This is a genomic window from Paenibacillus sp. GCM10027630, assembly GCF_042676305.1.
GTDB lineage: Bacteria > Bacillota > Bacilli > Paenibacillales > NBRC-103111 > Paenibacillus_S.
In genome coordinates, this window is record NZ_JBHTGY010000049.1 from 61,388 (window position 1) to 76,044 (window position 14,657).

The following is a 14,657-nucleotide window of genomic DNA, read 5'->3' on the forward strand; positions in this document are numbered from 1 at the left end:
AGACGTGGTCATCCCTTTTGTTTCCCTTTTTTCTGTTGAGCTTTTTTTTGTGCGAAAGAGCTGAATAACAGCAACAGGGGGATAACGGTTTGTATGGATATTAAATAAAGTGCGCCTGAAGTACTGAGAAAATGGGTCAGTTCCTGCAGGTTGGGTGCTACCCAGAGGCTGAACAGGACCAACAAAAAACCGACTGGAAATACGATTGGTCGATAGTTGGGGAGATTCAACCATTGTGAGGTGCCAAGAACAAGCGCATAATAGAACACTGAGATTTTGACGAACGCACTCGTCACCCAAATTGCCATTACGATCGACTCCAAATGTTCAAAAAAGTCAGCAAGGCTGATATACCTTGCCGCAGTTATCACCGGATAAACCAAAGCGCCTGTAACTCCTCCGAATAAAAAGAGTATGGCAAAATTGGTAAGCACCATGAGAAGCATTACAGTAACCACCGAGATCATTCCCCATTTCATTCCTTTTTCCTGGTCAGAGAGAAATGGGAGCAGGAAAGAGATGAGCATGAATTCACTGAACCAGCCCTGCGGTACAACAGAACCTAGAAAAGAGGGTTTCAGTCCATGCTCCATCATCGGAAACATATTTTTCGGATCTAAGTCCGGAATGAGCAGAACAATAAGTAATAAAAAAAGAATCGTCACACCTGGCATGAAAAACTGGGCACACCTTCCCAATACTTCCACGCCGCCCCGTACCGCGAAAGCACAAACCAGAACCATACTTCCCAGAACCATGACCATTGGGGTTTGAAAAAGAGTCGTGCTCACGATGAGCTCTCCATATTCTCTGATAATGATGCCATTAATGTGCAGATAAAAAACCAAGTAGATAAATCCGATGAGCTTTCCCGGAATCCGGCCGAGGATATGTTCACTGTATTCAACGATGCTCTCCTTCGGGTAGAGCTTATTCAACTGATAGACGATATACACGATCAGAAATCCGATAGAAGAAGCCCAAATCGGTGATAGCCACAGATCCCTCTCCGAATGTTTTGCCGTGATAGACGGCACCATGAGAAGAGCTGTTGCCAGTACTGTCGGATACATCATAATACCCATCTGGAATGCGGAGATTCTCCCTTTTTCAATCATCCTTTTTCATCCCCTTTGGTCGGATCCGGTTTCTGCCCGGGAGATTGCCGATACTTGTTACCTTCTCCTGTTAAGTGCGGACGGGTGTTTAGCATCCATAACGGAGCACGAATCAGCACATCTTTCATATCGCGGCCTTTCATCGGGGCTAACGGACTCAGATACGGAACACCAAAAGAACGCAGCAAACAAAGATGAATGACGATTACAATGACCCCGAGCATCAGGCCAAGCAATCCCAGCACACCCGCAAGGAGCATAATGGGGAAACGCAGCATCCTTAATGCGATTCCTGCTGTGTAGTGAGGGATCATGAAGGAGGCGGTCCCGGTAATTGCTACCACCATGACCATCGGCGATGAAACGAGACCGGCTGAGGTTGCCGCTTGACCGATAACAAGGGCGCCAACGATGCTAACGGCTGCGCCAATTTGCTTGGGGATTCTGGCACCTGCTTCACGCAGAGCCTCAAAAGTAATCTCCATCAGCAAAGCCTCAACGAGTGCCGGAAATGGAATCTCTTCCCGTGACTTTGCAATGCTGAGCAGGAGAGTGGTCGGAACCATCTCTTGATGGTACGTAAGGATAGCAACATAAGCCGAAGGAACCAGTATGGCAACTAAAAAGAACAAGTAACGCAACCAACGAATAGCGGTCCCAATCATGAATCTTTGGTAATAATCATCAGGTGTTTGCATTAACGAAAAGAGGGTAGTCGGTGCAACCAGGATAAAGGGAGTACCGTCCACCAAAATGACTACTCGACCTTCCAGTAAGCCCGCAGTGGCTACATCAGGCCGTTCTGACGTCAGGAGCTGAGGAAAAGGGGAATAAGGATTATCCTCAATCAGTTCCTCAATATACCCGCTTTCGAGCACACCATCGATATCAATTTGCTGCAGCCGATTCGTAACTTCTTCGATCAACGTATAGTCTGCAATTCCCTCTATATAGGCAATGACGACCTGTGTTTGGGAATAGCGACCGATTTTCAACGATTTCATTTTTAGCATCGGACTCTTAATCTTTCTTCTTAAGAGAGAGGTATTAACCGCTAAGGTTTCCGTGAACCCTTCGCGTGGTCCCCGAACGGACGATTCGGCCATCGGCTCTTCAACCCCGCGCTTTTCCCACTTGGCCAAACCTAAAGCGATACCCTGCTGTTCCTGATCGACGAGGAGCACTGGGTTTCCGTTTGAAATTTGTTCAATCACATCGACAACCGTTTTTACTTCCTTCTTGTTGGAAACAGAAATCTTCGTTCGAAGAATCATATTCGTATTGCCTTGTTCCGCGGTTATCTCCTGCATGAGCGGGGCAAGTACATGCTGATCGATCAAATCTATGTTGGATAGACCTTCTATATAAATAAGTACTGCTTTTGTTTTCCCCGCGATCAAAAAGTTGTGGATGATGACATCCGTACAATTCGCATAGATGGAATACAAAACTTGCAAGTTTTCATTCAAATCCGTGGAGAGAATTATTTGTTCTTGGCTAGAGGCCTGTAGTTCGTTATTCGATGGTTTATGCGAACTAGATCTCAATAGACTTTTTATTAATGTATTGACAAAGCGCATGGCTTATCCCCTTACCTCATTTCAATCCATTTTCACCCAAATACGCATCTTCTATAACCTCCTGAACTTAACTTTTTATTAATGATACTCCTGAATTTTATTGTAAATTATGGGAATACTCTTAAAATTATCCTGGAGAGGAGGTGAGAAAGTTGAATGAGAAAGGTAAAATATCCGGTTAAGAGACGATTGTTGAATACAGTCAACACATTATCGGGGTGATACCTGGAAAAATCCTCGGAATCATATTTCTATTATTTTATTTGCATATAAATGGCACGATTATTAGGGAGTACGGGGAATTTATTAGTTCTTCTTTTCTTGTTAAAACCCCGATGGTGGTGATTTTAGGAGGTATGGTTTTAGTCTGTTCCTTCGCAGTACGAGGCGGTTTAGAAGTGATTGCAAGGTGTGCTGAACTCGTAGAACAATTTCTTTTTATACCCTTGGCAGCAACCATCATGATGCTTATTCCTGATTTGAAAATAAAAAACATGTTACCTGTTATGGAGCATGGCATCATGCCTTCCATCAAGGGGGCGATTTTATCAAGCAGCTTTTACAGTGATTTTCTGCTTATCACATTCTTACTACCCTTTTTAAATGATCAAAATAGAGGTATAAAATGGGGGTTATATGCTGTGCATCTTGTAGTCCCTACTTTTATACTGTTCGATATTATCCCTCTTTTATTATTCGGTGGAATTACTGGTAGTATAACTTACCCAATGGTAAGTGCTATACGGTATATAAGTACTGCCCAATTTTTTGAACATCTTGAGGCGATTGTAATGGCTATTTATGTTGGAGGTATATTTATAAAAATTTCAGTATCCTTTTATGCCGTCACTCTCGGGACCGCCCAATGGTTAAATATTTCTGAGTACCGTCCTATTGTATTACCCATTGGCTTTTTGCTGATAGTGATCAGTATTTGGTCTGCCGCTAGTTTACAGGAATTAGCATGTTTTTCCGCAACAACAAGTCCTTTTTACATGCTTTCCGTACAAACGATGGTGCCGTTATTGTTACTAACAACTGCTCTGATACAAAAAAAGAATAAGCATGGGTTATGAACGTCAAATCCTCAACTTTTTTCGTCCCATAGCGATTACCTTTACAGGCTATGCTTGGCCACATTGCTCCCAATTATGGAGACAATTATTTATGATTTGAGTGATGTGAGTTAGACAAACAACCGAATTCGGTTGAAAATGGTGGCATTTAACTGTGTTATTGCAGCCAAATCCGCTGTTTACAGTTGCGCGCAATGAAAGCGGAACGTGAATGCCTTATTTGTATGAAAAGACCCTCCATCGTAGCAGCTACGGAACGACGATGCCTTATTCTGCTATTTTTAGCTTTATAGACCCTGATTTGCTGAAATATGGTACTGTTTGTTCCGCTAAGGTCACGTTTCCATGCCAAAAACCAAAAATAGCGCATCGTCGTTCCGCCTACAGACGGCTCCCCGGTTCCTTTTCAGCCTATAAAGGAGTCACCTAGGAATCCTCAGCGGCTTCTACCGCAATATAACAAGGCTGTGCTGCCTCATTGGCATGTTTACTTGGAAATAACCATAAATTCGGCGTATCCTCAATATTAGAGATAGAAAGCTGAAATCTCTCAGGGGGGAAATGACTGCTGCGCAGCAGTATGTTGCTTCCATCAACTCGGATTACTTCAACAGGCAGTGCGTTATCTGGCTTCCCGTTGCGAATAATTTGAACAGCTTTTACTGTATCTGAAACTTTAACGCGCTTTTGAAAATAAATGATAATTTGCTCTGCTCCAATACGTTTGGCACATAATGGAACGGGAGCCTCGTCATACATATATTTGCCCAAATGATATTCGTAAGCAGTCCACGTTGAATAACCCAGCTTGACTGCATTGGAGGCAAAATCATTTAACCAGGTCCGACTGCGCCTCATTCGTTGAAGAGAGCCAATATCTGCCTGCACCCCAATCGGAATATGCGGATGAATGGCTCTAATTTTCGCGGCAAACGGCTCGTAATGCTTGCAGTAATCGGGTTTAAGAAACGGTCGCATCCAATCCGGCCAATGGGTTTGAATAAAATGTACATCAGGTCTTACCGTTGAGATCATTGCTGCAGCATCAAGTCCCTGAAATTCCCGCAGCTTTTCGACCGAATCAGGACCAGCGTGAATACCAAGTGACCAGGTTGCAATTCTAATGTCGGGGCGGGCCTCGCGAGCTCCACCTGGAGCATTAAATAGCTCAAACAAGAATCGGTTTACAGTCCAAACTCTGAATTCGATCCATTGACGATACAGAATGGGATTGTTTTTATAATAATTCGGATTGGAGCGATGTTTGAAATCCGGTATCTCGGAGCCATATTGCTGTTTAAAAGCGGCTCTGGCGTAGGGACCCACGTCTCCGTAAACTCCGTTGGCAAGGCCGTTCCACTCAGGAAAATAAGGCTCCGCCACTTCCAGGCCATCAAAGGGATACTTCCGTATCAGCTCTGCAAGAGCCAGTTTCTTCCAAGCAGTATATTTATAGCTGAATGGTGAAAAGCGGAAGTAGCCATCGTTTACAGGCTTAAGCAGCGCCATCTGCCAGTCCGGCCAGTCCTTTGGCAAATGATCAGTTGTATAAGCGCCATTGCCTAATACCATCGCCCACACAGCCATACCTCTATTTTGCAGCTGTTCAATCAGCTTCTGATTTACCTTCGTCTCATCGGTCACAAAGTAATGGATTACCCGGTACCCTGCGAGCTCCAGCTCATCAGCAATGCTTTGCTCAGAACGGTTTAGATAATAGGGGAACGACGGGTCGATTTGAATTGAGGGTCCTAGAAGACGGTTCATGGTATCCTCCTGCAATAGTTCATTAATAAAAGCCATTAGAGTTAAAATGCGGCCACCACTATGCATTTATGTTGTATTGTATCAAATTAGAAGGCTGCTGTTTGAATTGAGTATATAATTGTAATAATTACTTTTAAATTGACATTTGATCAACACATGACTACAATTTTCTACATATAAGTTATTGTAAATATATGAAGAAGTAAGTTTTGCTAAAAAAGCAAAACTCCAAGGAGAGGACCACAATGAAACAAGCTGTACCTGTGCATATTTTATCCGGTTTCTTGGGAAGCGGCAAAACAACTTTGCTAACACAAGCGCTGGATTACTACAAGCAAAGCGGTAAAAAGCCGGCTGTACTTATGAATGAGCTGGGTGATGTGAATCTGGATGGAATGCTTGTTGAAGAAGGCGTTCCTATGACAGAAATGCTGAGCGGCTGTATTTGCTGCACGATTCGCGGTGACTTGGGGCTGGAACTGAGAGAATTGATTCAGGAGAATTCACCTGATGTTATTTTTGTTGAATGTACCGGAGCTGCAAATCCTATGGAAATGTTGGATGGGGTCACCGATGCTTCTTTGCTGACTGAGCTTGAACTCAAATCTGTGATTACCGTAGTGGATGCAGCTCAACTACTGGAGCAGCACCGGAAGGGTGCCGGGAAAACATACCGGCTGATGCAGGAGCAGATTCGCTGTGCCACTCATCTTATTTTAAATAAAACAGACTTGATAGCTCCGGCAGATCTAGGCGAGCTCGAAATTGTGATCCGCGGATGGAACGCTGTCGCTCCAATTACTGCAACGGTACGCTGCCATATCGATTTGACATTGTTCGACCGATTGGAGGGGGAGCCGGGAGATCTTGTTAATCGTTCCAGTAATCTGGATCATTCAGAGTCAGACCACACAACCTGCTCCCACGATCATGAACATGGAGCGGTATGTACAGATCCTGGCCACCATCATGAACATGAGGGAGATAGTCATGTAAACCACAAGGAAGCCGTGACGCATCATTCTCACGATCATGTTATGGTGTATACTCACTATTTTAAAGCCCCTATAGATAGTGAACTGTTTGAAGCACTTGTTGGAAGGCTTCCTGCCAATGTATATCGTGCCAAAGGAATATTGCGCTTCTCAGATACAACAAGTCCATTTATGTTTCAATATGCTTACCGTGAAATGGATTTCGTTAAAATAACGCCTAAGGAAGAGCTCCCTAGCGTGGCTGTTTTTATTGGAGAGCATTTCTCCAAACAGCAGCTGGCATTGGAGTTAGAGGCTCTGGAGAAGGCGGTTGTAGAGCAAAAAGATTGACTCTCATACCTAGATAGGGCATTATTAAACTAAAGAATGCATAAATTGAGGGATAAATGATGGAAAATCATAGTCATAATCATGAGCAGAGTATACAAGAAACCGTTCAAGATATGGTCAAAGCAATGGCATCCAAAGGGTGGAGAATAACCGATCAGCGCAAAAGCCTGGCAACCCTCTTTGCAGAAGCCGAAGGGTACTTGTCACCCAAAGACGTATATGATTCGATGCGCCCCAAATATCCGGGAGTCAGCTTTGATACTGTGTACCGTAACTTGCGGCTTCTGAGTGAAATGGGTGTGCTGGAGCAGTTTTATTTGAATGATGGACTTAAGTTCCGCGCAAGATGTCAATCTCACCATCATCATCATATGATCTGTATTCAATGTGAAAAAACGGTTACTTTTGAATTTTGTCCAATGAAGCATGTGCCCCATCTGCCTGAAGATTTTGAAATCATGAATCATCGGTTTGAAATTTTTGGTTATTGCAGTGATTGCTCGAAACAGCCTCATCCTGCAAATAACTAGAGCAAAATGGTGAGAACCAAGGCCTCCGTCAGGAGGCCTTTTTTAAATTATTTGAAGTATAAAAATTTTTAGCAGCACTAAAGTATGTAGAATGATTGACACCTACCTACCTTACATAGATTAAAATATCGTTAAAGCTCAGGATCTTTAATGTACTAACCACGATCAAGGGAAAGGATTCTTATTATTTGGACAGGTGCGAACCCTGGTAAGAGCCTAGAAGGATTGAACGGAACAGTGAGTTCCTTTATTTGATTCCATGCTTCAAATAGAAGGCGATAGCGGAAGACCAACTTCCGTTATTCGGATTAAATGGGGTCAATACACGCAAAAACAGAGAGATAACGGAACTAGCGGTTCCTTTATCTCTCTGTTTTTTGATCTTTCCAGGTGATAACGGAACAAGTAGTTCCGCTGATGTGAATAAAATCTGCAGCTCCTGGCACAAAGCTTTTTTTACATCGCTTAAATGAGTTAAAGCACAGAGTAGAACTAAAGAGGGAATGGGTGTGGAGTGGGGGAGCGATAGCGTCCGCCCTGCTCATCTTCGGAGACTGCTCGGGTATGCAACCTACCTATGAAGCTCGTGTTCCAACCGGTGCAAGCCTGCAATTCAAAGGAACATGACTTCAACAGCGGCTTAAATCCTTACCATACATCTCTCCAAATGCAACAAACATAGAGCGTATTACAAGGACGCAACAAGACGTTGTGTAGATTGTAATTTATTACAAAAAAACGATTGACACCTTTCGAAGGCGATGATAATATACTGTTTATAAAACATAGTAAACACATCGGAATAAGATTAAATCAACCGGACCACCGGAGATCAAACCAGGGATAACATCCTGATTATCGGATGCGAGTACTAGTTATCATGAGAACCGTATATTTGAGGGGAGAAATATTACATGTCAAATACAAGCCTATTGAATTGGAAAAAGTGGTCCGTGCTTAGTCTCGTTAGTTTATCCTTATTAGGTCTATCCGCATGCAGCGGTGGAACAACTGCACCGGCAGCATCCGGAACAACTTCGGGTGCCGCTCCTGACGCTAAGCCTGCGACGGCTGCTGCAAAGCCTCCAGTTGAACTACTCAATGTATCTTACGATCCTACTCGTGAATTATACCAAGAATACAATAAAGCATTCTCCGCCTACTGGAAGGATAAAACAGGTCAAACCGTTACGATAAAAGCGTCTCATGGCGGTTCCGGTAAGCAGGGCCGTTCAATCATCGATGGTCTAGAGGCTGATGTTGCTACTTTGGCGCTTGCCTATGACATTGATGCGATTGAACAAGCGGGATTAATCCAAAAGGATTGGCAAAAGAAATTGAAGCAGAATAGTACACCATACACATCCACAATCGTTTTTCTAGTTAAAAAAGGAAATCCTAAAGGCATCAAAGACTGGGATGATTTAATTAAACCAGGCGTGCAAGTAATTACTCCGAATCCAAAAACATCAGGCGGAGCTCGTTGGAACTACATAGCGGCTTGGGGCTATGCTGATCAAAAGTTTGGAAAAGATGAAGCAAAGTCGAAAGATTTTGTCACTAAGCTTTTCAAAAATGTACCTGTACTTGATTCCGGGGCTCGTGACTCCACAACAACATTCGTACAGCGAGGTATCGGTGATGTTCTAATTGCGTGGGAGAATGAAGCTTACCTGTCTATCAATGAATTCGGTAAAGACAAATATGAAATTGTAACTCCATCCTTAAGTGTATTGGCAGAACCACCGGTTGCTATTGTTGATAAGGTAGTTGATAAAAAAGGTACACGTGAAGTAGCGCAAGCCTACCTTGAGTACCTGTACACAGAAGAAGGCCAAACGATTGCTGCAAAAAATTATTACCGTCCGCGTTTGGAATCGGTAGCCAAAAAATATGAAAGCCAGTTTGGTAAAGTAAACCTGTTTACGATTGATGATTTCGGCGGTTGGACAAAAACGCAAAAAACACATTTCAGCGATGGCGGAGTGTTCGATCAAATTTATAAACCTTAAGAGTCAGAGGAGAGAAATCCATGGCAAAGGCTTGGAAAGAGCGCAGCATTTTACCCGGATTTGGTTTGACAATGGGCTTTACCGTGTTGTATCTCAGCTTAATTGTCCTGTTTCCGTTATCCGCCATTTTTATTAAAACCTCGGGACTTACGTGGGCTCAATTCTGGCATACAATCACCGATACCCGTGTAATTGCGTCGTACAAAATCAGCTTCGGTACGGCGCTCGGTGCAGCATTAGTAAATACAGTGTTTGGATTTATCGTGGCTTGGGTTTTGGCGAGATATACGTTTCCGGGTAGACGCTTTATTGATGCGCTAGTGGATCTTCCTTTTGCGCTTCCGACAGCCGTTGCAGGTATCGCCTTAACGACCATATATTCGAAGAATGGATGGATAGGCAGCTTTCTTGAACCACTTGGTATCAAGGTTGCCTATACTCCGCTCGGTATCATGCTGGCACTGACTTTTATTGGTATTCCGTTTGTAGTACGGACGCTGCAGCCGGTTGTACAGGAGCTGGAGAAAGAGATCGAGGAAGCGGCAGTCAGTCTCGGTGCACAGCGCTTGCGAACTTTTGTCCGAGTAATCTTTCCCCAGCTGCTGCCAGCCTTGCTGACAGGATTTACGCTTGCTTTTGCCAGAGCGGTAGGTGAATATGGCTCCGTTGTATTCATATCCGGCAATATGCCAATGAAAACAGAGATTGCCCCGCTGCTTATAATGACAAAGCTTGAGCAATACGATTATGCCGGTGCTACAGCGATTGCGCTTGTCATGCTCGTGATTTCATTCCTCATGTTGCTGGTTATCAATTACTTGCAGTGGCGTGCCAATCGATTCAATGCATCCGTATAGCATATGCTTACTTAGTAAGCTTCGCTAGAGTGAAATTCAGTAAATGCTAAACGCTAAGGAAGTAAACTTTCCTATGGAAAGTTCTCAGGAGGATCCTCAATGGCCGGATATGTGGCGACCGTGAAAGCAGGTTCGGTAGCGGTAGATAGACCCAAACATATTACTGAACCGACGGTAGTAAAATGGATTTTAATAAGCATAGCCTTACTTTTTCTTGGATTATTATTGGTGCTGCCTTTAGTTTCCATCTTTGTGGAGGCATTCAGGAAAGGTACTGAAATTTATTTTAAGGCGTTAGTTGAACCGGATGCTGCATCAGCAATAAGGCTTACCTTGTTAACAGCAGCCATTGCTGTACCACTGAATGTAGTGTTTGGAGTTTGTGCAGCATGGGCTATCACGAAGTTCAAGTTTAAAGGAAAAAATTTGCTGATTACTTTGATTGATCTGCCTTTTGCCGTATCACCTGTTATATCCGGTCTTGTATATGTTCTGTTATTTGGTGCAAGAGGCTGGTTCGGTCCTTGGCTTGGAGAGCATGATATCAAAATAATTTTTGCTTTACCGGGAATCGTGTTGGCTACGGTGTTCGTTACCTTTCCTTTTGTTGCAAGAGAGCTTCTGCCTTTAATGCAGGCACAGGGAGTACAAGAAGAGGAAGCTGCCGTAACTTTGGGGGCCAAAGGCTGGAGAATTTTCTGGAAGGTAACTTTGCCTAATATCAAATGGGGTTTATTGTACGGAATCATCCTTTGTAATGCGAGAGCGATGGGTGAGTTTGGAGCTGTATCGGTCGTATCTGGGCACATTAGAGGTTCAACGAACACGATGCCGCTGCACATTCAGATTTTGTATAACGAATATAATTTTGCAGGTGCATTTGCCATTGCTTCTCTTTTGGTTTTACTGGCTGTAGTTACGCTGATTGTAAAGAGTCTTATTGAGTGGAAGCATGAAAGACAGCAGCACCAGTTGGAAGGGGAGTAAGGGAGCATGCATATTATAGCCAAACACTTGATGAAAAGCTTTGGCAGCTTTCAAGCTACCAAAGATGTAAGCTTCGAGATTGAAAAAGGTAAACTTATCGGTTTGCTTGGACCGAGCGGTGGCGGTAAAACAACCATTTTACGCATGTTGGCCGGGCTGGAGGATGCGGATTCTGGAGAGATTTTATTTCATGGAAATAAAGTGAACCACTTACCGCCGCAGCAGCGTGGAATCGGGTTCGTATTCCAGAACTATGCGCTCTTCAGGCATATGAGTGTTTACGATAATATTGCGTTTGGGTTAACGGTTCAAAAGCGTTCCAAGCAGGAAATTAAATCACGTGTCAGTGAATTGATTGAGCTTACGGGATTGAAGGGCTTGGAGAAGAGGCTGCCGCATCAGCTGTCCGGCGGTCAACGTCAGAGGGTAGCTTTTGCCAGAGCGATTGCTCCTGAGCCGCAGCTGCTGCTGCTCGATGAACCTTTTGCCGCTATTGATGCCAAGGTCCGCAAGGAGCTGCGCACATGGTTGAAGGAAATGATAAACCGGGTAGGAATCACCACAATATTTGTTACACATGATCAAGAGGAAGCGGTCGAGGTGGCCGATGAGATTATGATCATTAACCAAGGAATTCTTGAGCAGAAAGGATCGCCGATTGAGATTTATCAGCATCCCGAGACGCCTTTTGTAGCAAGCTTTATTGGGGAATCAAACCAGATAGAACGAATTTCAGATTTTAGAGGCTTTGAACAAACCGAACATTTTAATTCCAAAGCTATCATTCGTCCAGAATTTGTGGAAATTGGGTACAAAAATGAAATAGCCTATCTATCGGCTGCTGAGATCGGTACAGTGAAGAACATCTATTTCCGGGGGACGAATTGGCAGGTAGAGGTTGAAGTCAAAGGGCAAAAGCTGTACGCATACCGTTCATTGGAATTGGAAACGTTAAAGCTGTCTGATCCCGTATATGTGTTAATCCATCGTGTTTACCTGTTCAATGGTCAGAATCACCGAACGATAGAAAATGGCCTGAAAATTGATCCATTACCTGTGCACATATAAACTTTGCTTATGATGCAGGCTTGCTCTGGCAAAACTTAGACGCCGCTCCTGTGGCAAGCTTGCTTCAAAGCTCTCAGAAAGGAAGAGTTGCTATGGAACACCAGATTACGATAAAAAGCGATGATGCCGAACTTGCTGCGACTCTGCATTATCCCACATCCACGGGCTCTAAAAACCCAATCATTATTATAGCGCATGGCTTTGTCGGGAATAGAATTGGCGTGGACCGGTTGTTTATTAAATCAGCACGTGAATTTAGTGAGCAAGGCTATATGGTTCTACGCTTCGATTTTGCAGGCTGCGGAGAGAGTACTGGAGACTACGGTTCTGGTGGACTTGATGCATTGATTGATCAAACGAGAAGTGTGATCGACTATGCGTTAGGAATAGATTGCGTGGATCCTGCTCGTGTTATTTTGCTTGGTCATAGTCTGGGTGGTGCTGTAGCCATTCTAACTGCTGCGCGTGACAAAAGAGTCAAAACATTAGTACTTTGGTCGGCAGTTGCCCATCCATTTAATGATATTGTTAAAATTACCGGGAAAAAGCTATATGAGGATGCTGTACAATTCGGAAACGCTGATTACTTGGGATATTCATTTAAGCCGTCCTTTTTCGAATCATTGCCAAGACATCAGCCTTTTGAGCAAACGAGAAGGTTTAGCGGGGATGTCCTGCTTGTGCATGGTACGAATGATGACGTGATTCCTGTCGATTATTGCTTCTTGTATCAAAAGCTTTTTTGGATGAGATCGCAAGGGCAGTGCGACAAAGAAATCATTTTCCAAGCGGATCATACGTTTTCGACAAATCAATCTTATCAACAATTAATTGGAACAACAAAAAATTGGCTGAATTCATTAGAAAAGCAAAAGAGCGAGTGGCATGATTGGACGATATAGTTTTTAAAGGAATGAAGTTAAATTTTTTTAAATCTTAATCCGAGTATACACATAGGAAATATGAAAGCGTGGAGGGATCAATATGGCCAAACCATTAGAAGTAGATGAAATTTGGACAAAGAGAATTCTTAGCTCAGTGAATGGCTTAGAATACGGTACGGTTCAAATAGTTGTTCATGATGGAAGAATTGTCCAAATTGAACGTACTGAACGCAAGCGGTTTGAATCGGAGGTTGCGTTGCGTGACCGTGATTCTTTGGACGGCAAACAAGTGAAATCGAAGTAAAACTATAAATCATAATGGAGTGTTGTCAAATGGCTCGTATTGTTATTATTTCCGGCAGTCCTTCGGCTTCTTCAAGACTTCAAGGTGTATTGGATTTTGTCCAGCAAGCGGGTGTTCAAGCAGGTTTGGATGTTGAATGGGTGCAGGTCAGAGACTTGGCTCCAGAGGATTTAGTATATTCCCGCTTCGATAGCCCTGCTATTATTGAAGCTAATCGTGTAATTGCCGAAGCGGACGCGGTAGTAGTTGCGTCACCTATTTACAAAGCTTCCTACACAGGCGTTCTCAAGAGCTTTCTAGATCTGATTCCCCAAAAAGGTTTGGAAGGGAAGGTAGTTCTTCCTCTTGCGATTGGCGGAACGATAGCTCATTTGTTGGCGATAGACCATGCATTTAAACCCGTATTATCGGCATTAGGTGCACATCATATTTTGTCCGGAGCTTTTATTCTGGATACACAGGTGCAGCGTTTGGAAAATGGCAGCTTCCAGCTTAATGAGGAGATTGCACAAAGACTGTCACAAGTAGTAGAAACATTTATTCAAGAAGCTTCATGGCGTGCAGAAAGGAATCAAACTACCGGCCTATCCCAAGACGTTGCGCTTACATAGGGAAGGTCGGGGAAGCCGAATAAGGAATTTTAAATAGATTATTGTTATATAAACTGACCGTCTCAACGGAGGTTCTGTATAGCTGGAGCTTGCTCTGGCTTTATAGGACTTTTTTTTATACTATCAGAATTTATAGTTTCAGCGGGGCTAATATTCTGAGACTACTTTAAGGAGCTGATGCAATTGATTCCAAATAATAACGTGGATCCGGCATTATCAGAGTCAGAAGTACAGCATTTGCCTGATATTCAGTTCGTCAATTACTGTTACCAAACATTCGGCCTAAACAGAGGGATCTACAATACAATTGATCAATGGTTATACGATTTTGGATTCAGAGATATAGTGGGCCGGCGTGAATTGACGATTGCTTTTTTGAATGATGTTCAGAAAAAGAACGGGAAAGAGCGAACAGGTACTATTTTACGTTTTGGAAAAGGAGGCTTGACCAAACAGCTGTATGATTTTATCCATTTTCCTCAGCGCATTTTTTTTAAGGATTAATCCGACAAAACATATATGAATAAAAGGAGCGGTT

Annotated in this window: 14 protein-coding genes; 11 read left to right on the forward strand and 3 right to left on the reverse strand. The window is 43.3% G+C overall.

Translation table 11 applies throughout. The features are described from left to right. Positions 1-8: 8 nt before the first annotated feature. Positions 9-1,118, reverse strand: a complete 1,110-nt coding sequence (locus tag ACFQ0C_RS23490) for a GerAB/ArcD/ProY family transporter (RefSeq protein ID WP_379370143.1) — start codon at positions 1,116-1,118, stop codon at positions 9-11. After that, the gene (locus ACFQ0C_RS23495; protein ID WP_379370145.1) at positions 1,115-2,698 is read right to left on the reverse strand and encodes a spore germination protein; all 1,584 of its coding nucleotides are present in this window, start codon (positions 2,696-2,698) and stop codon (positions 1,115-1,117) included. Before ACFQ0C_RS23495 ends, ACFQ0C_RS23490 begins: the two co-directional genes overlap by 4 nt. Positions 2,699-2,886: 188 nt before the next feature. Here ACFQ0C_RS23495 and ACFQ0C_RS23500 point away from each other — a divergent pair, with 188 nt between their 5' ends. Further along, the gene (locus tag ACFQ0C_RS23500; RefSeq protein WP_379370312.1) at positions 2,887-3,774 is read left to right on the forward strand and encodes a GerAB/ArcD/ProY family transporter; all 888 of its coding nucleotides are present in this window, start codon (positions 2,887-2,889) and stop codon (positions 3,772-3,774) included. 426 nt (positions 3,775-4,200) lie between these two features. On the opposite strand, the gene ACFQ0C_RS23505 is transcribed toward ACFQ0C_RS23500, so the two are convergent. Next, on the reverse strand, positions 4,201-5,541 hold the full coding sequence (locus tag ACFQ0C_RS23505; protein WP_379370147.1) for an N-acyl-D-glucosamine 2-epimerase: 1,341 nt from the start codon (positions 5,539-5,541) through the stop codon (positions 4,201-4,203). Positions 5,542-5,786: 245 nt separating this feature from the next. On the opposite strand from ACFQ0C_RS23505, the gene ACFQ0C_RS23510 reads away from it, so the two are divergent. From ACFQ0C_RS23510 to ACFQ0C_RS23555, 10 genes are all read left to right on the forward strand, one after another. Further along, a complete protein-coding gene (locus ACFQ0C_RS23510; RefSeq protein ID WP_379370149.1) occupies positions 5,787-6,866 on the forward strand; it encodes a CobW family GTP-binding protein in 1,080 nt (359 codons plus the stop codon). A gap of 59 nt (positions 6,867-6,925) precedes the next feature. Continuing rightward, positions 6,926-7,396, forward strand: a complete 471-nt coding sequence (locus tag ACFQ0C_RS23515) for a Fur family transcriptional regulator (RefSeq protein WP_379370314.1) — start codon at positions 6,926-6,928, stop codon at positions 7,394-7,396. Positions 7,397-8,310: 914 nt separating this feature from the next. Further along, a complete protein-coding gene (locus ACFQ0C_RS23520; RefSeq protein WP_379370151.1) occupies positions 8,311-9,408 on the forward strand; it encodes a sulfate ABC transporter substrate-binding protein in 1,098 nt (365 codons plus the stop codon). A gap of 20 nt (positions 9,409-9,428) precedes the next feature. Then, a complete protein-coding gene (gene cysT / locus ACFQ0C_RS23525; protein WP_258213371.1) occupies positions 9,429-10,265 on the forward strand; it encodes a sulfate ABC transporter permease subunit CysT in 837 nt (278 codons plus the stop codon). Positions 10,266-10,364: 99 nt separating this feature from the next. Next, a complete protein-coding gene (cysW, locus tag ACFQ0C_RS23530; RefSeq protein WP_258213370.1) occupies positions 10,365-11,252 on the forward strand; it encodes a sulfate ABC transporter permease subunit CysW in 888 nt (295 codons plus the stop codon). Between the two features lie 6 nt (positions 11,253-11,258). Further along, positions 11,259-12,320: a sulfate/molybdate ABC transporter ATP-binding protein gene (locus tag ACFQ0C_RS23535; protein WP_258213369.1), complete on the forward strand. Its 1,062-nt coding sequence runs from the start codon at positions 11,259-11,261 to the stop codon at positions 12,318-12,320. A 92-nt stretch (positions 12,321-12,412) separates the two neighbouring features. Beyond that, positions 12,413-13,222: an alpha/beta hydrolase gene (locus tag ACFQ0C_RS23540; protein WP_258213368.1), complete on the forward strand. Its 810-nt coding sequence runs from the start codon at positions 12,413-12,415 to the stop codon at positions 13,220-13,222. Between the two features lie 82 nt (positions 13,223-13,304). Beyond that, positions 13,305-13,508 (forward strand): YezD family protein, encoded by a 204-nt coding sequence (locus ACFQ0C_RS23545; protein WP_379370155.1) that lies wholly within the window; start codon positions 13,305-13,307, stop codon positions 13,506-13,508. A gap of 29 nt (positions 13,509-13,537) precedes the next feature. Beyond that, positions 13,538-14,119, forward strand: a complete 582-nt coding sequence (ssuE, locus tag ACFQ0C_RS23550) for an NADPH-dependent FMN reductase (protein ID WP_258213366.1) — start codon at positions 13,538-13,540, stop codon at positions 14,117-14,119. A 183-nt stretch (positions 14,120-14,302) separates the two neighbouring features. After that, complete coding sequence (locus tag ACFQ0C_RS23555; protein WP_379370158.1) at positions 14,303-14,623, forward strand: RNA-binding protein; 321 nt, start codon at positions 14,303-14,305, stop codon at positions 14,621-14,623. Positions 14,624-14,657 lie beyond the last annotated feature (34 nt).